Genomic DNA, 24,208 nt, shown 5'->3' with positions numbered 1-24,208 from the left:
AGGATGGGCGATGATTTCAAAATAAGGAAATCATCGCCCATCCTATTCATACCAGTTAAACTATTGCTTACGTTCAATCAGTTCGTCCATAATCGTCTGCAATGTTTCGGCAAACGGTGAGTCGGCACTGACATGATTTTTACTTAATCGTTCCTGCCACCATTCATTTCGAACCGCAATAATCTGGGGAACTACCTTCCGACCACCAGCTGTAATTCTAATAATATTAGTCGTTTTATTGTCTGCTGATTGGGTCTGTGAAACATAGCCTAACTCCGTCAATCGCTTGATTTCACGGGTTATTTGTCCCTTATTAATAACCAAAGTCCTTGCTAGTTCGTTTTGACTTCGTTCCCCACGTTTATCCAGCAACAATAATATGTATGCGTTAGTCACATTCAAGTTGATTTGCTTATAGATCGGCTGTGTATCCCTTTGAAATGCCCGGTGAATAATCGAAAAGCATTGCGCTAAATCGCCGGGAAAAGTTTCTAAACTCAAAATTGTCCCTCCCCTTTCTCTTTTCACAGTTTTAATTATACCTTTTAAAGAGAGCTAATGGGAAATTTATGTGAAAATGAATGAGCTTTGGAACAGTTTTATGATCTAACGACCCATTGAACTTAATTTAAAAACTCTAAAATTAGAGACATCATGCATTTTAGAACCAAAAAAGGCACCCCCCAAGGAGTGCCTTTTGCAACGCGAAGATACAAATCTTAACGCTTTGAGAATTGACCAGCCTTACGAGCTTTCTTAAGACCTGGCTTTATAGTCCAAGCAAGAAACGATAAGAAAGCCTAAGAAGAATTCCTGAAAATCAACGTTTCGAGTGAACCGGCAAGAAAACATCAGAATATAGAAACAGATAATCCGGCCAAAATCCGGCCATTTTTCAGTAACGTATAACTTCACCAACATATAAATTCAAGTCATAACTACAATTGGCTGGGCGGGCAATGACACATACATAACAGTAACAAGACGATTGCCTCCAGAATGGAGGCAGTTTTTAGTCACTTGCAGAAACCCTACTTCAATATACGTATTTCACGTATAATGCTGACTAGAGGAAAAAGCGAAGCATCAACTTCGACATTATAACTAGGTGGTGGCCTAAGTGGCAGCAAGCATAGAAACAACAGTCCACCAATGTCAGCTGGATCTAAATCGGCGACCTAGAAGGATCTTAGGCTATCGAAGCCCGTATGAAGTTTTCTTTGATAAAGTGTTGCACTTGGTTTGACAATTCGCCGCGGACAAAATCCTACGAATAATCTGCGCCACATAAATCAGATAGTCTCTATTTTCAAATGTCTAACACAATTTTCGATACTTCTAAGTTTTCTTAGTTACTAAACTTTTTGCTATATGTTGCCAAGTCAACGTATTAACTACTAATGCTAATACTGCCCACCCTAAAACTAAGACAAAGACTGCATGGATTCCGTTAAATTCAATATGGCGCAGTAGCAGGTCCAACTTACTAGTGATGCTGTTTAGGAACGTTTTGTCGCTAATTCGATTCATCATTTGTATTGAAACGGCGCCGTTGGTTCCTCTAACAGATTGTTTAATCACAAAATTATAAATCAGCCCATACACACTAGCCACTAACGTTTGACCAATCGTCCTTAGCAACATATTTAAGGTCGTCGCGTCACCAACCAAACGTTTATCAACAGACTCTTGAAAAGTGACACTTAGTAATGGGAATGTCAATCCCATCCCAATCCCTTGAAGCGCACCGCTCACAACAATATACCAATAACTCTTCCCAACGTCTGCAGCACTCAGCAGAACAGCTGAGCATAGTAAAAAAACAAAGCCAATTGTAGATTGCTTAAATGGCGTCAATTTATCATACAGGCCACTACCAATTCGGGTAATCAGTATCATGGCGATTGAACTGGCAAGTTGCGTGCCACCACCTAAACTGGCTGATGTGCCTAGAACGTTTTGCGCCCACATCGGCGCATAAACTCCATATGCAAACGTCATACACAATATTAGAACCTCAGCCGTCGTTTGCCCCATGTAGGCATGATTGGAAAATAACTCTAATGGAATCAACGGCATCTGTGCACGTCGCTCTATTAAAATAAACAGAATCAAAAGTACGATGACAACTACTAATAATACAATTATAGCAATGGCAGAAAGGGATCCTACACTTTGTAGTAAGTAGACTAAAGTAGCAATTAAACAGATCATCACAATGACGCCAACATAATCAAGTTTATGAGATATGTTCTTGGCAACAGTTTTCGGTTGATAATAGCCGGTAGTTAAAATAATACAAAGAACGCCTACTGGGACATTAACCAAAAATACCCAATGCCAGGATAAATAATCCACTAGCCAGCCACCAATTAACGGCCCAACCATTGTTGAAAAGGCATAGACTGAAGCGATAACACCGTTAATCCGAGCTCGGTCACTTGGATTAGGATACAAATCGACGTAGATAATAAAAGGTAATGCCATCATGCCACCACCACCAATTCCCATGAGTAGCCGTGACAGAATGACTAAATCAACTGTATTAACTAGGCCACCCATTAATGAAGCGGCTGTAAATAAACTGGTTGCGGCTAAGAATGCTCGTTTGCTACCATATTTTTCAGCTAATTTTCCCCAAACGACTGTCGAACATGCGACACCAAATAAATACATTCCAGTAATTAAACCAATTTGATCAGAGGCATGAAAATCACTGACAATTTTCGGTAAAGCCGTATTAATGATACTGGTATCAAGTCCTGCCATAAAATTTGTTAAAACAAATGCAAATGAAACGATTCGTAAAACTGCTTTTGTCATCAATTTATCATCCTTCTTGTCTAGTTGGACGAATAAAGACCTCAGTTACTGTTGCCCCTTCAGGTTGATTGATAGCATAAGCAACAGCATTAGCAACAGTTTCGGGATTCAGACCAAGCCCATCAATCTTTGCCTTCTGCTTGAGATAAGCCTGAGTATCTTCATCATCAACTGTCGTATAAAGTTCAGTATCGACTAAACCTGGTGATATGATAGTTGAGCGAATTCCCATATCCTTTTCCTCTTTACGTAGTCCTTCCATAATTGCACGAACTGCAAATTTCGTACCAGCATATACCGCAGAAGTTTGCTCGACAACATGTCCAGCCACAGAATCAGTTGCCAAAATTTGACCACTACCTTGCTTTTCCATAATCGGTAAAACTGCGGCAATTCCGTTTAAAACGCCCATAATATTTGTATCAAGCATCGCCTGCCACTCGTCTAAACGTAATTTTGATAACGGGTTAAGTGGCATGATACCGGCATTGTTATACAAAACGTCAATTCTTCCATATTCAGTCATTGCCGTATTGATTACAGCTTGCACATCTTCAAATACTCGCACATCGCCAACTTGATACTTTACATTATAGGCTGACAACGAATCTGCTAATTTTTCTAATCGATCTTCTCTGCGGGCTGAGATAATCACTTTTGCACCATCTTTAGCCAATCGCCGAGCAGTTGCTTCACCAATACCACTCGAAGCCCCCATGATGATAACAACTTTACTTTCGATATAATTTTTATTTGGCATTGCTAATTCTCCTCTCATTCACCATCCCGCGGTAACACTTCAACCGTTGCCTTAACTGGACCATCAGCCCTTGTTAATAGCATATGAGGCATATAAGGACTTGAGGCATACTTACTTTGATACATCTTGTTGACCGCATCATTAACACCAGCGTCACGAGCTGAATGAAATGTGCACAAATAGTCCTTCCCATCAATTCTGATTTTTCCAGCCTGTTGTGTCACAGCTGCTTGATACCAGCTTGAGCGCATACCATTGTATGGACGAATGTAGAAATGTCCATCAACTACGACACCAGAAATTCTTGTCGGTGTACCAAAAGTCTTGCCATCACTGTAAAACGGTGATACAAAAATATCTTTTGATGCTGAAAAAACACCTAACTCAGTATCATTCCAAAACTTCAAAAAAGATCTCCCCTTTCAAAATATAAATCACTGAACAAAAATAAGTGTACAACAAATTATATACCAAGTAAACTAAAAATGACTTTTTTGTATAATTTGTTCACTTATTGCACTGGCTAATGTACAATTAAATATAGAGGAGCTGATTTCAATGACAAATGTCAATCATGACACCGGGCGCTACGATACTGATGATTCAAAACAAGAATTAACTGACACGCTGATGGCTCATTTTCGAACCAATGGTTTCCAGAAGAGTCGTATCAACGATATCGCTTCAATGATGCATATTTCAAAAGCAACATTTTATAAACATTTCGATTCAAAAGAATCCATCTTGACACTCATGGTTGATCAGATCACAAAATATATTGAATCTGAAATCGAAATTCCTGTGACTGCTTCTTATACGGAACGATTCCAACGAATATTCCTCAAGAGCTTAACCGTAGCTACCTATGAATTCGAACCATTTATGACTGATTTGAGAGTGGCATACCCCGCACTAGTTGGCAAAATAGACCAAGCCAACAAAATCCGACGTCATAAAATTATAGATGTTTTTGAAAAAGGCTCAATGTCTGGCGAGTTTACTCAACAAAACGCCGAATTATTCGAACTAGAGACTGAATTCACAATTCCAAGACTCATTGATTCTCACTTTCTTATGCAAAATAACCTTAATGCAAAAAGTATTGAAGATTACTACCTGATGAAAAAGCAACAACTTGTTGCAAATCCTAGTAATTATTCCGATGATTGGATTCTTAAAAACATTCAGACCATTATTAATAGCGTTCTGTAGCGACAGCATAAATTATTCACGGTTCCATAGAATATACAAAAATTTTTGTTACTACATTTTATTTTAAATTTTTACGTTGTTCATTAGCTCAGAAGGCAAGTAACACTCATTTTAGGTGATACTTATACTATATGGATGCAATTTGAAATCGCATGCACTTAAACTTAATTCACATAAACGACGTAAGAACCTCCTGATGCCTGTTCACGGTTTTCTATAAATAGCTTTTTCACAGTAACGGTGAAAACTAAGTGATGCTTACAATTCCATCCCCGTATATGCTAAGCTACTAGCATTCCAATTTACGAAAACATAAAAAGCGACTTCAGTTGAAGTCGCTTCAGAATGGAGACAAACTATATTTCTACATTGAGAAATGTTAGCTTGTCCCTTTTTTGCTTTCTGACGATAAAAAAATAAGCCTTTCGGCCAGTTCTTATCCTTTTATTTTTGCTAACTTTTTCATGTTTAGGCATGTAAAAATTAGGGCAACTTTCATTTCCATACAAAAATGTTCTTTTTTATCTACACGCGCTGTAACAACGTGGTACCAATAAGAACACAAATGGCCTTATTCGCGAATACTTTCCGAAGAACACTAATTTGGTAGATTTACACTTCAAGTGCAACACAAATTGAACAAAAGAAAGCCCATGATGGGTACAATGTTTAACAACCAAGAAAAACATAAAGGAGTACTCGTCATGAGCTATCATCATCTTACACTAGATGAGCGCGAAAGTATTCTTGTTTTGCGCTCACATCATCTTACGATTCGCAATATTGCCTTACGTTTGAAGCGAAGCCCTAGTACGATCTCGCGCGAATTACGGCGACTTTCAGGTGAATATAAGGCCTGTATTGCACAAGGAAATTATCAAACTGCTAGAACGCATTTGCATAAGCCAAGTATTTTGTCCAAAGCACCTGCTTTTCGAACTAAAATTGCCAATTTAATTCTTGATCATCATTGGTCACCAGAACAAATTGTCGCACGTCTGAAAAGTGAACATATCACCAATATTAGTTTTAATACGATCTATCATGATATTGAGAAATATAATCTAGACTTACCATTTACTTCTCGCGGAGATACTGGTATCCGCCGTTATTTGCGTCGCAAAGGACATCGGCAATATCCGAAAGGCAGTAGAAAACATGCAACACCAAACGTGCCTTATATTCCTACTAGCGAACGACCAGCGTTCATCAATAATCGTTCACGAATTGGCGATTGGGAACTAGATACCGTACTTGGGAAAGTTAACGAAGAAGTACTTGTAACATTGGTGGAACGAAAAACACGATATTCACTAATTGGTAAAGCACCACACAAGAATGCAGTATCTATCAATAACACTGTATTATCGCTTTTACGCTCAGTTCCTAAAGCATTCGTCCATTCGATTACTCCAGATCATGGCGTAGAATTTCTGCATTTGGAAGAAGTGGCCGCAGAATTAGCCATCACAGTTTACTGGCCGAAACCCTATTCACCACAAGAACGTGGCACAAACGAAAATACTAATGGTTTGATTCGAGACTATTTCCCCCGAAATCAGTTAATTCGCATGCGTTCCAATGAAGAGGTCCACCAATGCCAGCTGGATCTAAATCGGCGACCTAGAAGGATCTTAGGCTATCGAAGCCCGTATGAAGTTTTCTTTGATAAAGTGTTGCACTTGGTTTGACAATTCGCCGTAAGAAAAAAACGGCCACCCCATATTGGAATGACCGTTTCTGGTAAAAATGTTCGTATAAAGGCCAGCATACCAGCCTTTGCAAAGCAGATAATCCGTAGATTAACGCTTTGAGAATTGACCAGCCTTACGAGCTTTCTTAAGACCTGGCTTCTTACGTTCTTTCATACGTGCATCACGAGTCAAAAGACCGGCACGCTTTAGTGGACCACGAAAATCAGGGTCTACTTCAAGCAGGGCGCGGGCAATGCCGTGACGAACAGCGCCAGCTTGACCAGAGAAGCCGCCACCGTTAACGTTAGCTAAAACATCATAGTTGCCTAGAGTTTCAGTAACATTGAATGGTTGAACAACCACTTCACGCAAGTTAGCGAATGGAATGTAATCTTCAATTGCTTTATCGTTCATAACGATCTTACCAGTACCTGGTACTAAACGTACACGAGCTACTGAATTTTTACGACGGCCAGTGCCGCGATATTGTACTTGAGCCAATTCGATTTCCTCCTTAAATTAGGTTAGTGATATCCAAAACTTCAGGCTTTTGAGCAGCATTGTCATGTTGGTCGCCAGCGTAAACATGAAGCTTCAAGCCGATCTTGTGACCTAATGAAGTGTGAGGAAGCATACCCTTAACAGAAGTTTCAATCAACTTTTCTGGATCTTTTGCACGAAAATCACCAGCAGTGCGTTGCTTTAAACCACCTGGATGGCTCGTATGATGGTAATAGATCTTCCGTGAAGCCTTCTTACCCGTCAAAGCAACTTTTGAAGCATTGATCACGATAACGTGATCACCAGTATCTACGTTTGGGGTGAACGTTGGCTTATTCTTTCCACGTAAGATGTTTGCGACAGCTGAAGCAAGACGTCCCAAGGGAACATCAGTTGCATCAACCACGTACCACTTGCGATCCACGTCACCTGGTTTAGCCATATATGTTGTACGCACGATTAAAATTCCTCCAATTCAGTGTTTGTTTGACATCCGTTAACAAGTTTCCGGGGCTTATCGTGGGGCAAACAATACCAATTAACATAATACAAATTTCTGGCCCCTTAGTCAAGACTTTTCAGAATTTGTTTTCACAAGATCACGGAAATTTGACCTTGAATTTTCTCAAAATAAGGCTCCCAAATAACTAACCGTTAAATTCAAGTTTAGCGTTGTCGCTTAGGCAGCTTAGTTGGATGTTTAGGATCATCGCCCTCATAGTAAACGTGCTTGAGATACAATCCGCTAGCTGGAACAGTCCGTCGAGCTGCTCGACGGTCATTCAGACGATATAGACGCTGAATATCATCAACTGGACGCGTACCAGATCCAATCTCAACTAGTACCCCTACCATAATGCGAACCTGATTGTAGAGAAAACCGTTCCCATAAAACTCAAACACTAATTCGTTATTAGCTTTGTCTAGCCGACAGCCAGCTTCGTAAATAGTTCGGTAATGAGTTCGAGCTGACGAACCAGAGGCCACGAAACTGCTAAAATCGTGTTCTCCAATCAAGTCTTTGGCAGCTTGATTAATCTTCTCCACATCCGTTGGAAACTTCCAGTGACCCGTGTAATTACGTTTAAAGGGATTTCGAAATTCACCAAGATCCATGCGATAAAGATAGCGTTTTCCTGACACATCATAACGGGCATGAAAGTCCTGGCTCACAATTTCAACCTTAAGCACTTCCATATCCATTGGCAACATACTGTTTAGACCACGGCGCATATTATCTGCCGTCAAATTAAAAGGCATATCAAAATGAACGACTTGTGCTAAGGCATGGACGCCAGCATCCGTTCGTCCTGAACCATAGATAACGATTGCCGGATCAGGATTTTTAGCCATTTTATTGACCACTCGAGTGAGTTCACTTTCAATCGTACGCATGTGGGGCTGCCGTTGAAAGCCAGCAAAATTGGTCCCGTCATATGCTAAAGTAATTTTATATCTCAAAACATTTATTCCTCTCAACTAAGATAGCGCAACGCAATGACGCCTCCCAGACAGACTGCATAGACTGCAAAGGAAATTGTATCGATGCGCTGCCACTTTAACTGCCGATATTTCGTCCGATTCTCGCCGTCCTGATATCCCCGTGCTTCCATCGCAGTGGAGATATCAATTGCCCGGTTAAAAGCGTTCACAAACAAGGGAATCAAAATCGGCACAATCGTTTTGATCCGCTGTCGAAGGCCACCTTCTCCAAAGTCAACTCCCCGGGAGCGTTGCGCATTCATGATCTTTTCAGCTTCATCCATTAAGGTTGGCACAAAGCGCAATGCTAACGATAACATCAAGGCAAGCGTTGCGACTGGGAAATGCAGTTTGCGTAACGGGCTTAACAATGATTCGATGCCATCAGCAATTTCCAAGGGTTGAGTAGCAAACGTCAAGATGGTTGAGATCAAGATGATCAACACAAAGCGCATTAAAATTAGGCCAGCGCTATTGATGCCGTTTTGCGATAAGACTAACCAGCCCCAGTGCCAATAAACATGACCACCAACACCAAAGAAGACTTGAATTAAAACCGTAAAGATCATCAGCCAAAACAGTGGCATCAAACCACGAATGAAAACGCCAAGCGGAATTTTGGTCGCAAATACGGAGACAAGCAATAATAACGTCATGACTAAATAAGTCCAAAAATCATTTGCAAAGAAAACCACTGCAATATACAAAAAACATAAAACCAGTTTTGCACGTGGGTCCATCCTGTGAACCCACGAATTGCCCGGAATGAAACGGCCGAACATAAATTTATCCATGGTCGCTTCCCCCTTTTGATAGCTGAGGAGCCAATTGATCAGCCAACTCATCTTCAGTGAGGGGCATTGGATCAAACGAAAAGCCAACTTGTTCAAGTTTAACCGCAAATTTAGTCGCTGAAGGTAACCCTAACTGATGGCTAGTAAGCCAATCAGAATCACTAAAAATTTCCCTGGGTGTCCCCTGTTTGGCAAGTTCACCGTTGGCCATAACGAGTACCTGATCAGCGTAGTTAGCAACGTCATCCATTTGGTGGGTAATTAGGACGATTGTCAAATGTTGTTGCCGTTGTAGTTTAGTCACCAAGTTCATCACGTCGAGACGGCCACGAGGATCCAAACCAGCTGTCGGTTCATCAAGTACCAGTACTTCTGGTTCCAATGCTAAAACGCCAGCGATTGCGACCCGGCGCATTTGCCCGCCGGATAAATCAAACGGCGAACGATTTAGCAAAGATGCATCCAGACCAACTAATCCCGCAATTTGTCCTGCTAGTTTCGTGGCCTGGGCCTCATCCATACCAAAGTTCTGTGGTCCAAAAGCAATATCTTTAATAACGGTTTCCTCAAACAATTGATTTTCTGGAAACTGAAAAACGATGCCAACCTTTTTACGTAAAGGCTTAAGATGTTTATTCTTCGTTTCGTGATCAATTATTTGTTCACCAACCTTCACCTGCCCACTAGTCGGCTTAAGCAGCGCATTCAAGTGTTGGATCAACGTCGATTTACCACTGCCAGTTTGCCCAATGACAGCTGTGAACGAGCCTGGTTGAATGGCTAAATTAATGTCTTTTAAAGCCTGAACCGCAAACGGTGTACCGGATTGATACCAGTAGTTTACTTGTTCAAACGTGATGTCTGTAGCCAATCTACAAGGCTCCCTTCGTTGAAGTATGTCTGGGGAACAGCAACGTTTCGTTTAGCCAGTGCCTGTTTGAGCTTTTCAGAAAATGGAACATCCAATCCCATTTCAATCAACTGTTCACCGTGACTAAAAATGCCCGACGGATCCGCTTCATCAACGAACCGACCGTCATCGATCACCAGAATACGATCTGCATTAGCTGCCTCATCGATGTCATGAGTGATGGATAAAACTGTTAACTGCAAGTCGTCTTTCAGCCGTTTGATTGTTTCCAAAATCTCTTGTCGTCCACGTGGATCCAGCATACTATTCGCTTCATCCATAATCAAAATTTTGGGGGCTACAGCAATCACGCCAGCCAACGCCACCCGCTGTTTTTGACCACCCGATAAATTAGCTGGTTCACGGTCTTTATAGGCTGACATGTCAACTTGTTTAAGCGCTTCATCAACTCTGGCCTCCATCGTTGCCCGATCGACCTGTCGATTTTCCATTCCAAATGCCACGTCGTCAGCAACAGTGGCCCCGACAAACTGATTGTCCGGATTTTGAAAGACCATGCCGATTTTTTCACGAATTTGCCAGACACTCTCAGATGTCAGTTTCTGACCGTCAATTATAATATCCCCGGAATCAGCACTCATTAACCCGATCAGTAGCTTAGCTAGAGTACTTTTATCACTGCCGTTATGGCCAACGATTGCGACCCAGTCGCCTTCCTGGATCTCAAAACTGACATCATTGATTGCTTTTGAATCAGTATTTGGATATTGATAATTTAAATTTTGTACTTGGATAATGGCCATTTAAATTCTCCGTCTCTAGTAAATTCGTTCATCATTATAACAAATCTAGACCTGCGATAGGTAATTACAGATTAGATTTTTGTCATATTTATGGTTTATCGTTTGGCATGCTCAGTTATCTAGCCTATAATTAAAGAGGTGGGAGAACGCTTTCATAATTTAATTTTTTAGGAGGTATATTAATGTCAAAGAATATCGTTGTCGTTGGAGCGGGATTTGCGGGGATTCTTGCCACCAAAAAACTCGCTAAACGATTTAAATCTAATTCTGATGTGACGATCACATTGATCGATCGTCACTCATATTTCACATACTTGACTCAACTTCATGAGGTTGCAACTGAACGAGTTCAACCAGATGCTATTCAATATGATTTACAGCACTTATTCAATCACACGAAGAACGTCAAGTTAGTGACTGATACCGTTTCCCAGATCGATAAGGATAATAAAACGGTGATCGGTGAAAATGGAACTTATCCATTCGACAGTTTACTGATCAGTATGGGTGGTGAACCAAATGATTTTGGCACTCCGGGGGTAAAAGAAAACAGCTACACACTCTGGTCAATGGAGGATGCCATTGCTTTGCGTGACCACATCAGTGATGTTATTCGCCGTGGCGCCGTTGAACGTGATCCTCAAAAACGCCAAGCAATGCTGACCTTGGTTGTGTGCGGGTCTGGATTTACCGGCGCTGAAACGGTCGGCGAATTAATTGACTACCGTAAAGTTTTAGCAAAGGAAAACCGAGTTGATCCTAACGAGATCAAAGTAATTTTGGTCGAAGCCGCACCAACGATTATTAACATGCTGGACCGTACAAATGCAGCTCATGCTGAAAGCTACTTCAAGAAAAATAATGTCGAAATTCGGAAGAACTCACAGATTACTAAGGTTAATGTAGATTCCGTTGAGATCAAAGAACAGGATCCAATCTCAACACAAACATTGATCTGGACAGCTGGTGTCAAGACTAATCACACTGCTGATGAATTTGGTATTGAAGCTGGTCGAGGCGGTCGACTGGTTACGAATACTTATCTCCAGGCAAAGGGCTTTGAAGATAAAAGTATCTATGTAGCTGGTGATAATGCCAACGCAACCGAGGAAGGTGCAGAGCGCGCTGTTCCCCAAACAGCACAGGAGGCTGAAAATGAAGCAGTGGTCACCTCTCAAAACATTACTGAAGACATTAATGGAACGTCAAACTACACAGCCTTCACAGATAAAAATATGGGCTTCACCGTTTCGTTTGGTGCTCGTTATGGTATTGCACAAGTCTTTGGTGGTAAACGAATCCGTGGCTGGATTGCGACCTGCATGAAACACGCTTCCAACTATATGTACTTTGCAAAAATTCACTCAGGTTATGCAATGTGGAAATACACAATGGATGAATTCTTCCGGGTTGCTAATAATCGGACTGTATTCGGCGCCAACACTGCACGAAATGGTAACGTTTTATGGTCATTGCCACTCCGTCTCTTCTTCGGTATTGCACTGTTTATGGATGGCATGAGCAATATGGGTGGCACCGCCGGATGGCTCTCAACCGTTTCGCCAACTATTGGCACGATCGAATTGGTATTAGGAATTCTGATCTTCTTTGGACTCGCCAGTTGGTGTGCAAACTTCCTGGTTATTTTAGGGTTCCTATTCTTCATTCACACTTGGTCAGCGGTTTGGATACTCTTTGTCGCATTCGCCCTCTTGAATGGGTCAGGCAGGAGTTTCGGATTGGACTTCTGGTTTGTACCGTGGCTACAAAGAACTTGGGGACGCTCTCGTTATGGTATCCCGCGTTCAATCTATCATGATTAAAAATTAATATGTACTTCAAAAGGCCTCGACAATAAATTTTCGAGGCCTTTTTGTGTAACCATAATTATCCAAGTAACGTTCAATGACAATTATCGTAGAAAAATACAGACACAAAAAAATCACTACCAAGTAAATGGCGCACGGATGACCCGCATTCAAGCTAGACTTGAATCTCTTCATCATCATAACGCTTTATGCCATAAACCTGGTGTGATTCTATTGCGATCAGCAACAGAGCTGATCACGATTACTGATTAAAACTAGTCAACAAGTTGCAAAATAACCATTTGTGCACCATCACCACGACGGGGCATGGTTCTTAAAATACGAGTATAGCCACCATTTCGGTCAGAATACTTAGGCGCAACTTCACTGAATAATTTTTGCAGTGCAGTTGTGATCTGGATGTCATCGCCATCTTCCTTAACGTCGGCAACTACGTCACGAAGGAACGAAGCAGCCTGACGACGAGCGTGTAAATCCCCACGCTTACCTAAGCTGATCATCTTGTCAGTAGTAGAACGTACTTCTTTGGCACGGGCTTCGGTGGTCTTAATTTGACCGTGAATTAATAATTCAGTGGTCAGATCCCGCAGTAAAGCCCGACGTTGTGAACTTGTTCGTTGCAATTTACGGTAACTCATTACTGGATACCCTCCTTTTTAAAATTAATCTTCTTTACGAAGTGATAACCCAAGATCGTTGAGCTTTGCTTTGACTTCTTCCAGTGACTTCCGGCCTAAGTTACGAACCTTCATCATGTCGGCTTCGGTCTTATTAGTCAACTCTTGAACAGTGTTGATCCCAGCTCGTTTGAGACAGTTGTATGACCGAACTGATAAATCAAGTTCTTCAATGGTCATTTCAAGCATCTTTTCCTTGTGGGTCTCTTCTTTTTCTACCATAATTTCGGCGTTCTTAGCTTCGTCTGTTAAATCAACAAACATTGCCAAGTGCTCCGTTAAAATTTTGGCAGCGAGACTGATGGACTCACTTGGTGTAATCGAACTATCAGTCCAAACATCCATAGTTAGTTTATCATAGTCGTCTCTTTGACCAACTCGCGTGTTTTCAACTTGATAGTTAACACGTTCGATTGGGGTATAAATAGAGTCAATAGGCAAAACGCCAATTGGCATATCTTCCTTAGCTTTATTTCTATCAGCAGAAACATAGCCACGACCCTTATTTGCAGTCATCCGCATATGGAAAGTAGCTCCTTCTGCAACGGTTGCAATATAAAGATCAGGATTGAGAACTGTTACATCACTGTCAGCAGTAATGTCACCAGCAGTTACTTGAGCAGGTCCCTTGACGTCAATTTCCATTGATTCGATCTCATCGTCTGGGCCCTCAAGCTTAAGTGAAATCTTCTTAGTATTCAAAATGATTTGAGTCACATCTTCCACGACACCTTCAATAGTAGAAAACTCGTGCAAAACGCCGTCAATTTGAATACTTGTGACAGCAGCTCCAGGTAGCGATGAAAGCAGAATCCGTCTTAAAGAATTCCCCAACGTGGTCCCATAACCCCGTTCGAGCGGTTCAACGACAAATTTGCCATAATCGTCGCTTTCTTCAATTTTGTGAATGTTAGGCTTTTCGAATTCGATCATTCTTATCTTTTACCCCTTTCAAAACGCGTTGAGCCATTTAAATAAGTCCCATCATGTAGTTGTATGTCCACTAAAACGGGATAGTACACTATACTCGACGGCGCTTCGGAGGACGAGAACCATTGTGAGGAACTGGAGTTACGTCCCGAATGGCAGTTACTTCAAGACCAGTAGCTTGTAAAGCACGGATAGCAGCTTCACGACCCGAACCTGGACCCTTAACAGCAACTTCTACAGTCTTCATACCATGTTCCATTGAACCCTTAGCAGCAGCTTCAGCAGCCATTTGTGCAGCAAACGGAGTTGATTTACGACTGCCCTTAAAGCCTAATGAACCGGCAGATGACCAAGCAATTGCGTTTCCTTGCATGTCAGTAATCATGACCAGTGTGTTATTAAATGTAGAATGAATGTGAGCAACACCGGACTCAATATTCTTCTTTACGCGTCGTTTACGCGAAGTTTTTCTAGTTGCCATAAAACGTCATAACCTCCTTTGAGATAATTATTTCTTACGTCCTGCAATCGTAGTAGCTTTACCCTTACGAGTGCGGGCGTTATTCTTCGTGTGTTGACCGCGAACAGGTAAACCACGACGGTGACGCATACCACGGTATGAGCCAATTTCTTGAAGACGCTTGATGTTCATGCTGACTTCACGACGCAAATCACCTTCAACTTGATAATTGTCGACGGCTGCACGAATCTTATCTTCATCATCAGGACTGAGATCACGAACGCGAACGTCTGGTGATACGCCAGTTTCTTCAATGATTTTTTCAGCAGTACTGTTGCCAATACCAAAAATGTAAGTTAAGCCAATGACAATACGCTTGTCACGGGGCAAGTCAACTCCAGCAATACGAGCCATTTACACGGCACCTCCTATATAGTGAATTATTTACCTTGACGTTGCTTATGCTTAGGGTTTGCTGAGCAAATAACCATTACTCGACCCTTACGCTTAATAATTTTGCAATGATCGCACATTTTTTTAACAGATGGTCGTACTTTCATGAGAATCTAAACCTCCTATTGTCTATTACAAACCAAATGGCCGATTACTTAAACCGGTAAGTGATCCGGCCCTTGGTCAAATCATACGGTGACATTTCAACAGTAACTCGGTCTCCTGGTAAGATACGGATATAATGCATCCGAATTTTCCCAGAAACGTGTGCTAAAATTTCATGACCGTTTTCAAGTTCTACCCGAAACATCGCGTTTGGTAATGTTTCAGTGACTTTACCTTCGACTTCGATGACGTCTTTTGCCACGAATGTACCCCCTTGAGTGATTTATAACTATGATTAAATAGTGCCCGGACTGCCCCAATCATAAATGAGGCTAACCTGAGTTAGTTTACCACACCATCACCTTTGAAGCAAGGAATTCCACGCGACGAAGGACCTTACGCCAATTGACTGAGAAGATCTTTGATGTCACGGTAAACCTCATTGATATCCCGGTCTCCATCAACTGTATGAAGAAGACCTTTCTTTTGATAAAAATCAACAAGCGGCGTGTTCATCTTCAAGTTGACATCTAATCGATTCTTAACCGTTTCTGGTTTATCATCTTCACGTTGATAAAAGTCATGACCACCACAAACATCACAGGTTCCTGGAACCTTAGTTGGATTGTAAACTTTGTGATAGGTAGCACCGCATGTTCGACAAATATATCGGCCTGATAACCTTTCAATCAAAACACTGGGTTCAACATGAATGTTGATAACAGCATCAATATTGCGCCCAAGTTCCGCGCCAAACTGATCTAATGCCTCGGCTTGATCAATGGTTCTAGGGTAACCGTCTAACATGTAGCCATCTTTGACATCGTCTTGAGCAAGACGCTCTTTTACGATTCCATTGGTAACTTCATCAGGAACTAATTCCCCTTTGTCGATAAATTTCTTAGCCGCTAATCCCATCTCGGTTTCATTTTTCATGGCCTCACGGAAAATGTCACCTGTTGAAATATGCTGAATATCAAAATCACCGACAATCTTCTGTGCTTGGGTACCCTTACCAGCACCAGGCAAACCCATTAAAATTAAATTCATTGACATCTTATTTCCTCCTAGCAGAACTCTCAATGACAAGATGGTGTGCTGAACAAGGTCACCACACCATTACTCATCTCATTCAGTTGGGCGGGTATCTTGGATAAAGCCAACGTAAGTTCGCTTCATCATAAGCCCTTCAATCTGTTGAATCGTTTGAATAGCAACACCAACAACAATAAGTAAACTAGTACCACCAAGTCCAATAGATTCATCAAGATTCCAAACGTTTTGAGCAACTAGCGGAATCAGAGCAACCAACCCTAAGAACAAAGCCCCGACCGTACTCAAGCGCATCAATAAATTGGAGACGTAGACTTGAGTTTCATGACCAGGCCAGACACCAGGAATATAACTTCCCTGCTTCTGTAAGTTCTCAGACAACTTTTGAGGGTTAACCTGAACAAACGCATAGAAGAAAGTAAACAGAACAATCAATATGGTATATAAAATCGTTCCGCCTGTTGATTGCATGTTGAAGATATTGGTCAATACTTGATACCAAGTATCCTCTGAGTGATTATTCGCGAACGCCATTAAGATGGTTTGAGGCGTGGCAATAAATGAACTTGCGAAAATAACAGGAATAACACCGGCGACGTTAACCTTCAAAGGCAGATAACTGCTATCAGGATCTCCAGAAACACGGCGAGTATACTGAATCGGAATTTTACGGTCAGCTTGTTGAACCCACGTTACAAAGGTAACGATGATCAATACAATTACTAACACCAATAGAACGATCAGTACACCTTCCCACCAGTTAGAAGCTGTTAAGTCCTGCAAATAATTTTGATATAACTCTTGTAACCCAGTTGGCATTCTTGCAATGATACCAGCAAAGATAATCATGGAAACTCCATTACCCAGTCCATGGTCAGTGATCATATCACCCATCCAGGTGGTTAACATAGTTCCACCAGTCAAAATCAAACCAATCATTGCGTAAGTTTTAATTCCAGGGTTTTGAACCAAATTCAAACTACTTAACGTATTAAAACCCGCTGTAATCCCAATTGATTGGACAAACGCCAGAATAATTGTTAAGTAACGCGTATGTTGATTTAACTTTCTACGACCAACTTCCCCTTGCTTACTCCATTCTACATATCGAGGAACGATATCCATCTGTAGAAGTTGGATCACAATTTGTGCTGTGATGTATGGTGAAACACCCATCGCAAAGATGGAGTAGTTCGTCAGTCCACCACCACTGAACATGTTTAAAATGCTAACCAATCCAGAAGACGCAACGCTTTGTAATGCCTTCGCATTAACACCTGGCACTGTAATGTAAGAACCAAGTCTGAAGACAACCAAAACCATCAGTGTAAAGAAGATCTTATTGCGAATATCTTTAACCTTAAACGCGTTTTTCATGGTCGAAAGCATTAAATCACCTCAGTTTTACCGCCTGCAGCTTCAATAGCGGCGCTAGCACTAGCAGAAAACTTCTGTGCTTTAACCGTGAGCTTCTTTGAAATTTCGCCATTACCTAAAATTTTAATACCATCTTTTTCGTTCTTAACGATACCAGCCTCAACCAGAGCCACTGGTGTCACTTCAGCACCGTCTTCAAAACGCTCATTAAGCGTAGAAAGATTAACTAATGCATATTCCTTACGGTTAATGTTTGTGAATCCACGTTTAGGAATTCGACGATACAGTGGCATTTGGCCACCTTCGAAACCAAGACGCGTATTGCCACGAGCCTTTTGACCCTTTTGGCCACGACCTGATGTCTTACCGTTACCAGCAGAACGGCCACGACCCTTACGCGAACGTGTAAATCGTGATCCTTCAGATGGTTGTAATTCGTTCAACTTCATGAATTAAGGCACCTCCTTATTTAGTATTAATTACTTTACTTCTTCAACTTTGATCAAGTGTGCAATTTGAAATAAAGCACCACGAGTCGCTGCGTTGTCTGGACGAACAACAGAGCTATTAACTTTCTTCAAGCCAAGAGCTTCAACAATCTTACGTTGTTTAGGAAGACGATGAGCAGCACTGTGAATCAAAGTTACTTTTAAATCAGCCATGTTGAGATCCTCCTATTCAGCTAAGTGTTGAACTGAAACACCACGTAAATCAGCAACCTCTTCAGCACGCTTGAGTCGTTTTAATCCCTCAAACGTTGCCCGAATTGCGTTGATAGGTGTATCAGAACCGAGACGCTTACTTGTGACATCGGCAACACCTGCAAGTTCCATAACGGCACGTACAGCACCACCAGCGGTAACACCAGAACCTTCAGCAGCAGGCTTCAGAAGAATCTGACCACCACCGTAGTTACCGATAACTTCATGTGGAATAGTTGTCCCAACAATCGGTACTTGAATTAAGTTCTTACGGCCGTCTTCAACAGCTTTACGAATAGCTTCTGGAACCTCTTGCGCTTTACCAGTACCGAAGCCAACGTGACCGTTGTGGTCGCCAACGACAACTAGAGCTGCAAAACGTAAACGGCGTCCACCTTTAACAACTTTTGTAATTCGGTTGATCGCAACAACATTGTCTTCGAGATCCAGTTTTTCAGGATCAATAAAATTAGCCATTAGTGGTTATTCCTCCTTTTTAGAAATGTAAGCCGTTTTCACGTGCTGCTTCAGCTAAAGCCTGTACACGTCCATGGTATAAATAGCCACCACGATCAAAAACAACTTCAGTAATCTTTTTAGCAGTAGCGCGGTCAGCAACAAGCTTACCAACAGCTTGAGCTTGTTCCGTCTTGTTACCTGCAGCTACTTCGCTATCTAATGTCGAGGCACTGACCAGCGTCACACCCGCTACGTCATCAATTACTTGAGCGTAGATGTTTTTGTTTGAACGGAAAACATTTAAGCGTGGGCGCTCTGCAGTACCAGAAATCTTGTTCCGGACACGCATATGACGCTTTTGACGTGTCTTATTCTTATCTGGTTTCGAAATCAAAATAGTCACCTCTTAAATTTATTTGTTAAATGCTTATGCAGCATTACTTACCAGTTTTACCTTCCTTAAGCAGGATATGTTCGTTTTCGTAACGAATACCCTTACCCTTATAAGGTTCTGGTGAACGAACGGCACGGATCTCAGCTGCGAAGTCACCGACTTCTTGCTTACTGATTCCGCTAATGATGATTGTGTTGTTATCGGGGACCTCTAACTTCAATGTGGAAGGGACTTCCATTTCAACTGGGTTAGAATAACCAACACTCAAAATCAATTTACCCTTTAATTGGGCACGATAACCAACACCAACGAGCTTCAAAGTCTTAGAGAAACCGTTAGTGACCCCTTCAACCATATTGTTGAAGTTAGCACGGGTAGTTCCGTGTAGGGCCCGAGTTTTGTTGTTGTTGTCTGGCCGATCGAATTTCACTTCTCCGTCAGCAACTTGCATGGTGATGATTGGTGAAAATGTACGAGTAATAGTTCCCTTGGGACCTTTGACCGTAACATCATCACCGTCGCGTTTAACATCAACGCCATCTGGAATAGTAACAGACTTATAACCAATACGACTCATTTGATAGGCACCTCCTTACTTTTTAAATAATTACCAAACGTAGGCGAGAACTTCGCCACCGATTTTCTTTGCACGTGCTTCTTTGTCAGTCACAACACCTTCAGATGTTGAGATGATAGCAATTCCTAGACCGTTTAAAACCTTTGGAACTGCATCAGATTTTACGTAGGTACGCAAACCTGGTTTTGAGATACGCTTTAAACCTGAAATAACGCGTTGCTTGTCGCGACCGTATTTCAAAAATACACGAATGATACCTTGTTTGTTATCATCAATGTATTCAACGTCACGAATGAAGCCTTCACGCTTCAAGATTTCAGCAATATCGCGCTTCATCTTTGATGCAGGTACTTCTAACGATTCGTGGTATACCATGTTGGCATTACGGATCCGTGTTAAGAAGTCTGCAATTGGGTCAGTCATAGACATTAACGTTTATCCTCCTTTGGTGTGTGATGAATTACCAGCTAGCTTTTCTCATGCCAGGAATTTGACCCTTGTGGGCAAGTTCCCGTAAGCAAAGCCGGCATAAGTGGAATTTGCGATAAACTGAATGTGGACGACCACAACGTTCACAACGCGTATACGCCTGTGTCGAGTACTTAGCTGGACGCTGACTCTTAACAATCAATGATTTTTTAGCCACAATAATACCCTCCTTACTTAGTAAATGGCATGCCAAGTTGTGTTAACAACTCGCGTGATTCTTCATCGGTTTCAGCAGTCGTAACAATAACGATGTCAAGACCACGAACACGGTTAACATTATCATAATCAATTTCTGGGAAAATCAATTGTTCACGGACACCTAATGTGTAGTTACCGCGACCATCAAAGGCACGAGAACTAACACCATGGAAGTCACGAACACGAGGTAATGAAACGTTAATTAACTTGTCTAAGAATTCATACATCCGTTGGCCACGCAGTGTAACCTTAGCACCGATAGCGTTACCTTCACGTAAACGGAAACCAGCAATTGACTTCTTAGCTTTAGTGATCAAAGGCTTTTGACCAGCAATCAAGCCTAATTCTTCAACTGCTTCATCCAAGTTCTTAGCATTAGTCGTTGCGTCACCAACACCCATGTTTAACACGATCTTATCGATCTTAGGTGCTTCCATAATTGAAGAATACTTAAATTTTTCAATCATTGATGGCACAATTTCTTTAGTATACTTTTCTTGTAAACGATTAGCCATTAGTTAATATGTCCTCCTTCCTTAGATTATTTATCGATGGTTTCGCCGCTCTTTTTAGCGAAGCGAACCTTTTTGCCATCTTCAACGCGGAAACCAACACGGGTTGGTTCATTGTTAGAAGGATCAATCAACATCACATTTGAAGCATTGATTGGTGCTTCAGTATCAATAATGCCGCCCTGAGGGCTAGTCTGAGAAGCTTTTTGATGCTTCTTGATCATGTTGATACCTTTAACAACGACGCGGTTTTGGGCGTTCAGAGTTTTAGTAACAGTACCTTCCTTACCCTTATCCTTACCGCTGATCACACGAACTTTATCACCAGTTTTAATGAACATCCTGTTTGGCACCTCCTTATTTTCGAACGATTAAAGCACTTCTGGTGCAAGAGAAACAATCTTCATATAATCATTGTCACGTAACTCACGCGCAACTGGTCCGAAAATACGAGTACCTTGTGGACTCTTGTCATCACGGATTAATACCGCAGCATTTTCATCAAACTTGATGTATGAGCCATCGGTACGACGTACACGAGAAGTAGTACGAACGATAACTGCCTTAACAACGTCGCCCTTTTTGACAACGCCACCTGGTGTTGCTTGTTTAACAGTAGCAACAATGACGTCACCAATACTTGCATAACGTCGCTTTGAGCCACCCAGTACTTTAATAGTTAAAATTTCCCGGGCACCAGAGTTATCAGCGACTTTTAAACGAGATTCTTGTTGGATCACGTTAGTGTCCTCCTTTCACTTCTAAGTAAACCGAATACGATAAATGTCGAATCTAGAGAGTAACTGCCTTTTCGACAACGTTAAGCAGTCTGAAACGGACAGTCTTAGATAACGGACGAGTTTCCATAATTTCCACAATATCGCCAATTTTAGCTTCATTGTTTTCGTCATGTGCTTTGTACTTTTTAGTGTACTTGATCCGTTTACCATAAACTGGATGGTTCTTGTAAGTTTCAACCGAAACCGTGATTGTTTTATCCATCTTGTCAGATGTCACACGACCGCGATACGTCTTACGAGCATTACGTTCTTCAGCCATTAATTATTCCTCCTTTATCGTATTCTTACTTATTTAATTCTTGTTGACGAAGCACGGTTTTGATCCGTGCAATATCCTTACGAACCTGCTTCAAACGAGCAGTGTTTTCCAGTTGGCCAGTAGCCAATTGAAAACGAAGGTTGAATAATTCGTCCTTGTAGCTTTTTTCTTTTTCAAGCATTTCAGCAGTGGTTAATTCTTTAATTTCTTTAGCCTTCATTTGATTCGCCACCTACTTCCTCGCGAGGGATAACCTTTGTCCGGATTGGTAGTTTCATAGCTGCTAAACGTAAAGCTTCATGAGCAACTTCTTCTGAAACGCCACCAACTTCGAACAGTACCTTTTCGCGTTTAACTGGTGCGACCCAACCTGCAGGTGCACCTTTACCATTACCCATACGAACACCAACACCTTTTTCAGTGTAGGATTTGTGAGGGAAAATCTTGATCCAAACTTTACCACCACGCTTCATATAACGCGTCATGGCAACACGAGCTGCCTCAATCTGACGGTTTGAGATCCAGCTTGAATCTAGAGCTTGCAAACCATAATCACCGAAAGCAACTGACTTACCGCCTTTTGCTGTACCGCGTAACTTACCACGGTGTTCACGACGGTGCTTTACTCGCTTTGGTACTAGCATGTTATTTCCCTCCTTGCTCAGTATTTTTGTTAGCGTTAGGCTTGTCAGGTAAAATTTCACCACGATAGATCCAAGTCTTAACACCCAATGAACCATAGGTTGTGTGTGCTTCTACCCATGAATAATCAATGTCTGCACGTAATGTATGCAATGGAACCGTACCATCTGAATACGTTTCTACACGAGACATATCGGCACCATTCAAGCGCCCGGCAACTTGGGTTTTAATACCCTTAGCACCAGAACGCATTGTCCGTTGCATTGATTGACGCATTGCACGACGGAAAGCAACACGGCCTTCAAGTTGACGTGCAATGTTTTCGCCAACCAACTTAGCATCCAAATCAGGCTTTTTGATTTCGATGATATTGATGTGGACACGCTTGCCAGTTAAGTTGTTTAACTCCTTACGGAGATTCTCAACTTCTGAACCACCTTTACCAATAACCATACCAGGCTTAGCAGTATGAATTGAAATGTTGACGCGATTAGCGGCACGTTCAATTTCAACTGTTGAGACTGAGGCGTCTGCAAGGCGTTTTTCGATATATTTACGGATTTTCAGGTCTTCGCCAAGGTAAGCAGCAAAGTCTTTTTCAGCATACCACTTTGCTTCCCAGTCGCGAATAATTCCGACACGTAATCCGGTTGGATTAATCTTTTGACCCACGCTTTATCCCTCCTACTTTTCAGATACAACTACAGTAATGTGACTAGTTCGCTTGTTGATTGGCGAAGCAGAGCCTTTAGCACGGGGACGGAACCGCTTAAGGGTTGGTCCTTCGTTAACAAAAGCTTCGCTGACAACCAAATCAGAGCGATCCAAGTCAAAGTTGTTTTCAGCGTTTGCTACTGCTGACATTAAAACTTTTTCAACGATTGGTGAAGCACCACGAGGGGTAAACTTCAAAATAGCAATCGCTTCGGCCACGCTCTTGCCCCTGATAAGATCAATGACAAGGCGGACCTTACGCGCAGCAACACGAACAGTCTTCGCAGTTGCCTTTGCTGATGTAACTTGTTCAGCCATTAGCTAATCCTCCTTATTATTTTGCCGTCTTCTTATCATCAGTTGAATGGCCATGGAAGGTCCGAGTAGGCACAAATTCACCTAACTTGTGACCTACCATGTCTTCTTGAATGTAAACTGGAACGTTCTTTCGACCATCGTAAACAGCGATCGTGTAGCCAATAAAGCTAGGAAAAATCGTTGAACGACGTGACCAAGTCTTGATAACAGACTTCTTATCTTGATCCTTTTGAGCATCAATCTTTTTCAGCAGATGTTCATCAGCAAATGGTCCCTTTTTTAAACTACGACCCATTAGATTACCCTCCTTATGAGTGAGAT

Annotated in this window: 37 protein-coding genes and 1 pseudogene; 4 read left to right on the top strand and 34 right to left on the bottom strand. The window is 41.7% G+C overall.

Annotated features, from left to right (window positions below; translation table 11 throughout):
• Positions 1-60: 60 nt before the first annotated feature.
• Positions 61-501: a MarR family winged helix-turn-helix transcriptional regulator gene (locus GM612_RS04595; protein WP_155431207.1), complete on the bottom strand. Its 441-nt coding sequence runs from the start codon at positions 499-501 to the stop codon at positions 61-63.
• Between the two features lie 643 nt (positions 502-1,144).
• On the opposite strand from GM612_RS04595, the pseudogene GM612_RS12655 reads away from it, so the two are divergent.
• Positions 1,145-1,246: pseudogene (locus GM612_RS12655) on the top strand (IS30 family transposase); the annotation flags it as partial.
• A gap of 92 nt (positions 1,247-1,338) precedes the next feature.
• Here the strand turns inward: GM612_RS12655 and GM612_RS04590 are convergent.
• The 3 genes from GM612_RS04590 to GM612_RS04580 are packed head-to-tail and all read right to left on the bottom strand — an operon-like array spanning position 1,339 to position 3,990.
• On the bottom strand, positions 1,339-2,823 hold the full coding sequence (locus GM612_RS04590; RefSeq protein WP_155431206.1) for an MFS transporter: 1,485 nt from the start codon (positions 2,821-2,823) through the stop codon (positions 1,339-1,341).
• A 7-nt stretch (positions 2,824-2,830) separates the two neighbouring features.
• Entirely contained in the window at positions 2,831-3,583 is a 753-nt protein-coding gene (locus GM612_RS04585) for an SDR family oxidoreductase (protein ID WP_155431205.1), read from the bottom strand.
• Positions 3,584-3,597: 14 nt separating this feature from the next.
• Positions 3,598-3,990, bottom strand: a complete 393-nt coding sequence (locus GM612_RS04580) for a DUF2255 family protein (protein WP_155431204.1) — start codon at positions 3,988-3,990, stop codon at positions 3,598-3,600.
• Positions 3,991-4,141: 151 nt separating this feature from the next.
• Between GM612_RS04580 and GM612_RS04575 the strand changes: the two genes are divergently transcribed.
• Both GM612_RS04575 and GM612_RS04570 read left to right on the top strand, forming a co-directional pair.
• Complete coding sequence (locus GM612_RS04575) at positions 4,142-4,795, top strand: TetR/AcrR family transcriptional regulator (protein WP_155431203.1); 654 nt, start codon at positions 4,142-4,144, stop codon at positions 4,793-4,795.
• A 704-nt stretch (positions 4,796-5,499) separates the two neighbouring features.
• On the top strand, positions 5,500-6,486 hold the full coding sequence (locus GM612_RS04570; RefSeq protein WP_173021223.1) for an IS30 family transposase: 987 nt from the start codon (positions 5,500-5,502) through the stop codon (positions 6,484-6,486).
• 111 nt (positions 6,487-6,597) lie between these two features.
• On the opposite strand, the gene rpsI is transcribed toward GM612_RS04570, so the two are convergent.
• The 6 genes from rpsI to GM612_RS04540 form a co-directional block, all read right to left on the bottom strand.
• Positions 6,598-6,990 carry a 30S ribosomal protein S9 gene (rpsI, locus tag GM612_RS04565; RefSeq protein WP_155431202.1) on the bottom strand — a complete coding sequence of 131 codons (393 nt, stop codon included), beginning with the start codon at positions 6,988-6,990 and terminating at the stop codon, positions 6,598-6,600.
• 13 nt (positions 6,991-7,003) lie between these two features.
• Positions 7,004-7,447 (bottom strand): 50S ribosomal protein L13, encoded by a 444-nt coding sequence (gene rplM, locus GM612_RS04560; RefSeq protein WP_343031802.1) that lies wholly within the window; start codon positions 7,445-7,447, stop codon positions 7,004-7,006.
• Positions 7,448-7,656: 209 nt separating this feature from the next.
• The gene (gene truA, locus GM612_RS04555) at positions 7,657-8,451 is read right to left on the bottom strand and encodes a tRNA pseudouridine(38-40) synthase TruA (protein ID WP_155431201.1); all 795 of its coding nucleotides are present in this window, start codon (positions 8,449-8,451) and stop codon (positions 7,657-7,659) included.
• Positions 8,452-8,465: 14 nt separating this feature from the next.
• On the bottom strand, positions 8,466-9,266 hold the full coding sequence (locus GM612_RS04550; RefSeq protein ID WP_155431200.1) for an energy-coupling factor transporter transmembrane component T family protein: 801 nt from the start codon (positions 9,264-9,266) through the stop codon (positions 8,466-8,468).
• Positions 9,259-10,137, bottom strand: coding sequence for an energy-coupling factor ABC transporter ATP-binding protein (locus GM612_RS04545; RefSeq protein WP_155431199.1), 879 nt, complete (start codon positions 10,135-10,137; stop codon positions 9,259-9,261). Before GM612_RS04545 ends, GM612_RS04550 begins: the two co-directional genes overlap by 8 nt.
• Entirely contained in the window at positions 10,107-10,940 is an 834-nt protein-coding gene (locus GM612_RS04540) for an energy-coupling factor ABC transporter ATP-binding protein (protein ID WP_155431198.1), read from the bottom strand. Before GM612_RS04540 ends, GM612_RS04545 begins: the two co-directional genes overlap by 31 nt.
• Positions 10,941-11,122: 182 nt before the next feature.
• Here GM612_RS04540 and GM612_RS04535 point away from each other — a divergent pair, with 182 nt between their 5' ends.
• Complete coding sequence (locus GM612_RS04535; RefSeq protein ID WP_155431197.1) at positions 11,123-12,763, top strand: FAD-dependent oxidoreductase; 1,641 nt, start codon at positions 11,123-11,125, stop codon at positions 12,761-12,763.
• Between the two features lie 260 nt (positions 12,764-13,023).
• Here the strand turns inward: GM612_RS04535 and rplQ are convergent, their stop codons facing one another.
• The 24 genes from rplQ to rpsS form a co-directional block, all read right to left on the bottom strand.
• Complete coding sequence (gene rplQ, locus GM612_RS04530; RefSeq protein WP_155431196.1) at positions 13,024-13,407, bottom strand: 50S ribosomal protein L17; 384 nt, start codon at positions 13,405-13,407, stop codon at positions 13,024-13,026.
• A gap of 24 nt (positions 13,408-13,431) precedes the next feature.
• Positions 13,432-14,379 carry a DNA-directed RNA polymerase subunit alpha gene (locus GM612_RS04525; RefSeq protein ID WP_155431195.1) on the bottom strand — a complete coding sequence of 316 codons (948 nt, stop codon included), beginning with the start codon at positions 14,377-14,379 and terminating at the stop codon, positions 13,432-13,434.
• An 88-nt stretch (positions 14,380-14,467) separates the two neighbouring features.
• Entirely contained in the window at positions 14,468-14,857 is a 390-nt protein-coding gene (rpsK, locus tag GM612_RS04520; protein ID WP_054700933.1) for a 30S ribosomal protein S11, read from the bottom strand.
• Between the two features lie 27 nt (positions 14,858-14,884).
• The gene (rpsM, locus tag GM612_RS04515; protein ID WP_155431194.1) at positions 14,885-15,250 is read right to left on the bottom strand and encodes a 30S ribosomal protein S13; all 366 of its coding nucleotides are present in this window, start codon (positions 15,248-15,250) and stop codon (positions 14,885-14,887) included.
• A 26-nt stretch (positions 15,251-15,276) separates the two neighbouring features.
• Positions 15,277-15,396 (bottom strand): 50S ribosomal protein L36, encoded by a 120-nt coding sequence (gene rpmJ, locus GM612_RS04510; RefSeq protein ID WP_089088817.1) that lies wholly within the window; start codon positions 15,394-15,396, stop codon positions 15,277-15,279.
• Positions 15,397-15,440: 44 nt separating this feature from the next.
• On the bottom strand, positions 15,441-15,656 hold the full coding sequence (gene infA / locus GM612_RS04505; RefSeq protein ID WP_010619611.1) for a translation initiation factor IF-1: 216 nt from the start codon (positions 15,654-15,656) through the stop codon (positions 15,441-15,443).
• Between the two features lie 134 nt (positions 15,657-15,790).
• Complete coding sequence (locus GM612_RS04500; RefSeq protein WP_155431193.1) at positions 15,791-16,450, bottom strand: adenylate kinase; 660 nt, start codon at positions 16,448-16,450, stop codon at positions 15,791-15,793.
• Between the two features lie 72 nt (positions 16,451-16,522).
• Positions 16,523-17,836 carry a preprotein translocase subunit SecY gene (gene secY, locus GM612_RS04495; RefSeq protein ID WP_155431192.1) on the bottom strand — a complete coding sequence of 438 codons (1,314 nt, stop codon included), beginning with the start codon at positions 17,834-17,836 and terminating at the stop codon, positions 16,523-16,525.
• Positions 17,836-18,273, bottom strand: coding sequence for a 50S ribosomal protein L15 (gene rplO, locus GM612_RS04490; protein WP_155431191.1), 438 nt, complete (start codon positions 18,271-18,273; stop codon positions 17,836-17,838). The genes secY and rplO overlap by 1 nt, the downstream gene beginning before the upstream one ends.
• A 30-nt stretch (positions 18,274-18,303) precedes the next feature.
• Entirely contained in the window at positions 18,304-18,486 is a 183-nt protein-coding gene (rpmD, locus tag GM612_RS04485; protein WP_155431190.1) for a 50S ribosomal protein L30, read from the bottom strand.
• Positions 18,487-18,498: 12 nt separating this feature from the next.
• On the bottom strand, positions 18,499-19,002 hold the full coding sequence (rpsE, locus tag GM612_RS04480) for a 30S ribosomal protein S5 (protein WP_155431189.1): 504 nt from the start codon (positions 19,000-19,002) through the stop codon (positions 18,499-18,501).
• Positions 19,003-19,021: 19 nt separating this feature from the next.
• Positions 19,022-19,378, bottom strand: coding sequence for a 50S ribosomal protein L18 (rplR, locus tag GM612_RS04475; RefSeq protein ID WP_155431188.1), 357 nt, complete (start codon positions 19,376-19,378; stop codon positions 19,022-19,024).
• A gap of 43 nt (positions 19,379-19,421) precedes the next feature.
• Positions 19,422-19,955 (bottom strand): 50S ribosomal protein L6, encoded by a 534-nt coding sequence (rplF, locus tag GM612_RS04470; RefSeq protein WP_155431187.1) that lies wholly within the window; start codon positions 19,953-19,955, stop codon positions 19,422-19,424.
• 30 nt (positions 19,956-19,985) lie between these two features.
• Positions 19,986-20,384 carry a 30S ribosomal protein S8 gene (gene rpsH / locus GM612_RS04465; RefSeq protein ID WP_155431186.1) on the bottom strand — a complete coding sequence of 133 codons (399 nt, stop codon included), beginning with the start codon at positions 20,382-20,384 and terminating at the stop codon, positions 19,986-19,988.
• Positions 20,385-20,415: 31 nt separating this feature from the next.
• The gene (locus tag GM612_RS04460; RefSeq protein WP_343031800.1) at positions 20,416-20,601 is read right to left on the bottom strand and encodes a type Z 30S ribosomal protein S14; all 186 of its coding nucleotides are present in this window, start codon (positions 20,599-20,601) and stop codon (positions 20,416-20,418) included.
• 13 nt (positions 20,602-20,614) lie between these two features.
• Entirely contained in the window at positions 20,615-21,157 is a 543-nt protein-coding gene (gene rplE, locus GM612_RS04455) for a 50S ribosomal protein L5 (RefSeq protein ID WP_155431184.1), read from the bottom strand.
• A gap of 26 nt (positions 21,158-21,183) precedes the next feature.
• Positions 21,184-21,495 carry a 50S ribosomal protein L24 gene (gene rplX, locus GM612_RS04450; protein WP_155431183.1) on the bottom strand — a complete coding sequence of 104 codons (312 nt, stop codon included), beginning with the start codon at positions 21,493-21,495 and terminating at the stop codon, positions 21,184-21,186.
• 30 nt (positions 21,496-21,525) lie between these two features.
• Positions 21,526-21,894: a 50S ribosomal protein L14 gene (gene rplN / locus GM612_RS04445; protein ID WP_343031799.1), complete on the bottom strand. Its 369-nt coding sequence runs from the start codon at positions 21,892-21,894 to the stop codon at positions 21,526-21,528.
• A 52-nt stretch (positions 21,895-21,946) separates the two neighbouring features.
• Positions 21,947-22,213 (bottom strand): 30S ribosomal protein S17, encoded by a 267-nt coding sequence (rpsQ, locus tag GM612_RS04440; protein ID WP_155431182.1) that lies wholly within the window; start codon positions 22,211-22,213, stop codon positions 21,947-21,949.
• A 25-nt stretch (positions 22,214-22,238) separates the two neighbouring features.
• Positions 22,239-22,433, bottom strand: a complete 195-nt coding sequence (gene rpmC / locus GM612_RS04435) for a 50S ribosomal protein L29 (protein WP_155431181.1) — start codon at positions 22,431-22,433, stop codon at positions 22,239-22,241.
• Entirely contained in the window at positions 22,423-22,857 is a 435-nt protein-coding gene (gene rplP, locus GM612_RS04430; protein ID WP_155431180.1) for a 50S ribosomal protein L16, read from the bottom strand. The genes rpmC and rplP overlap by 11 nt, the downstream gene beginning before the upstream one ends.
• Position 22,858: 1 nt before the next feature.
• A complete protein-coding gene (gene rpsC, locus GM612_RS04425; RefSeq protein WP_343031798.1) occupies positions 22,859-23,527 on the bottom strand; it encodes a 30S ribosomal protein S3 in 669 nt (222 codons plus the stop codon).
• Between the two features lie 12 nt (positions 23,528-23,539).
• Positions 23,540-23,887: a 50S ribosomal protein L22 gene (gene rplV / locus GM612_RS04420; protein ID WP_155431179.1), complete on the bottom strand. Its 348-nt coding sequence runs from the start codon at positions 23,885-23,887 to the stop codon at positions 23,540-23,542.
• A 16-nt stretch (positions 23,888-23,903) separates the two neighbouring features.
• Positions 23,904-24,182: a 30S ribosomal protein S19 gene (rpsS, locus tag GM612_RS04415; RefSeq protein WP_155431178.1), complete on the bottom strand. Its 279-nt coding sequence runs from the start codon at positions 24,180-24,182 to the stop codon at positions 23,904-23,906.
• Positions 24,183-24,208 lie beyond the last annotated feature (26 nt).

This window comes from Secundilactobacillus folii (assembly GCF_009720675.1).
Lineage (GTDB): Bacteria > Bacillota > Bacilli > Lactobacillales > Lactobacillaceae > Secundilactobacillus > Secundilactobacillus folii.
Note: the sequence above shows the minus strand (reverse complement) of the source record. Positions and strands in the feature narration are given on the sequence as shown.

Bases quoted from the DNA above. Each gene is read 5' to 3' on its own strand.
- GM612_RS04590 (WP_155431206.1), bottom strand. From the start codon at position 2,823: ATGACAAAAGCAGTTTTACGAATCGTTTCATTTGCATTTGTTTTAACA.
- GM612_RS04585 (WP_155431205.1), bottom strand. From the start codon at position 3,583: ATGCCAAATAAAAATTATATCGAAAGTAAAGTTGTTATCATCATGGGG.
- GM612_RS04575 (WP_155431203.1), top strand. From the start codon at position 4,142: ATGACAAATGTCAATCATGACACCGGGCGCTACGATACTGATGATTCA.
- GM612_RS04570 (WP_173021223.1), top strand. From the start codon at position 5,500: ATGAGCTATCATCATCTTACACTAGATGAGCGCGAAAGTATTCTTGTT.
- GM612_RS04550 (WP_155431200.1), bottom strand. From the start codon at position 9,266: ATGGATAAATTTATGTTCGGCCGTTTCATTCCGGGCAATTCGTGGGTT.
- GM612_RS04540 (WP_155431198.1), bottom strand. From the start codon at position 10,940: ATGGCCATTATCCAAGTACAAAATTTAAATTATCAATATCCAAATACT.
- GM612_RS04535 (WP_155431197.1), top strand. From the start codon at position 11,123: ATGTCAAAGAATATCGTTGTCGTTGGAGCGGGATTTGCGGGGATTCTT.
- rplQ (WP_155431196.1), bottom strand. From the start codon at position 13,407: ATGAGTTACCGTAAATTGCAACGAACAAGTTCACAACGTCGGGCTTTA.
- GM612_RS04525 (WP_155431195.1), bottom strand. From the start codon at position 14,379: ATGATCGAATTCGAAAAGCCTAACATTCACAAAATTGAAGAAAGCGAC.
- rpsK (WP_054700933.1), bottom strand. From the start codon at position 14,857: ATGGCAACTAGAAAAACTTCGCGTAAACGACGCGTAAAGAAGAATATT.
- rpsM (WP_155431194.1), bottom strand. From the start codon at position 15,250: ATGGCTCGTATTGCTGGAGTTGACTTGCCCCGTGACAAGCGTATTGTC.
- rpmJ (WP_089088817.1), bottom strand. From the start codon at position 15,396: ATGAAAGTACGACCATCTGTTAAAAAAATGTGCGATCATTGCAAAATT.
- GM612_RS04500 (WP_155431193.1), bottom strand. From the start codon at position 16,450: ATGTCAATGAATTTAATTTTAATGGGTTTGCCTGGTGCTGGTAAGGGT.
- secY (WP_155431192.1), bottom strand. From the start codon at position 17,836: ATGCTTTCGACCATGAAAAACGCGTTTAAGGTTAAAGATATTCGCAAT.
- rplO (WP_155431191.1), bottom strand. From the start codon at position 18,273: ATGAAGTTGAACGAATTACAACCATCTGAAGGATCACGATTTACACGT.
- rpmD (WP_155431190.1), bottom strand. From the start codon at position 18,486: ATGGCTGATTTAAAAGTAACTTTGATTCACAGTGCTGCTCATCGTCTT.
- rpsE (WP_155431189.1), bottom strand. From the start codon at position 19,002: ATGGCTAATTTTATTGATCCTGAAAAACTGGATCTCGAAGACAATGTT.
- rplF (WP_155431187.1), bottom strand. From the start codon at position 19,955: ATGAGTCGTATTGGTTATAAGTCTGTTACTATTCCAGATGGCGTTGAT.
- rpsH (WP_155431186.1), bottom strand. From the start codon at position 20,384: ATGTCTATGACTGACCCAATTGCAGACTTCTTAACACGGATCCGTAAT.
- rplE (WP_155431184.1), bottom strand. From the start codon at position 21,157: ATGGCTAATCGTTTACAAGAAAAGTATACTAAAGAAATTGTGCCATCA.
- rplX (WP_155431183.1), bottom strand. From the start codon at position 21,495: ATGTTCATTAAAACTGGTGATAAAGTTCGTGTGATCAGCGGTAAGGAT.
- rpsQ (WP_155431182.1), bottom strand. From the start codon at position 22,213: ATGGCTGAAGAACGTAATGCTCGTAAGACGTATCGCGGTCGTGTGACA.
- rpmC (WP_155431181.1), bottom strand. From the start codon at position 22,433: ATGAAGGCTAAAGAAATTAAAGAATTAACCACTGCTGAAATGCTTGAA.
- rplP (WP_155431180.1), bottom strand. From the start codon at position 22,857: ATGCTAGTACCAAAGCGAGTAAAGCACCGTCGTGAACACCGTGGTAAG.
- rplV (WP_155431179.1), bottom strand. From the start codon at position 23,887: ATGGCTGAACAAGTTACATCAGCAAAGGCAACTGCGAAGACTGTTCGT.
- rpsS (WP_155431178.1), bottom strand. From the start codon at position 24,182: ATGGGTCGTAGTTTAAAAAAGGGACCATTTGCTGATGAACATCTGCTG.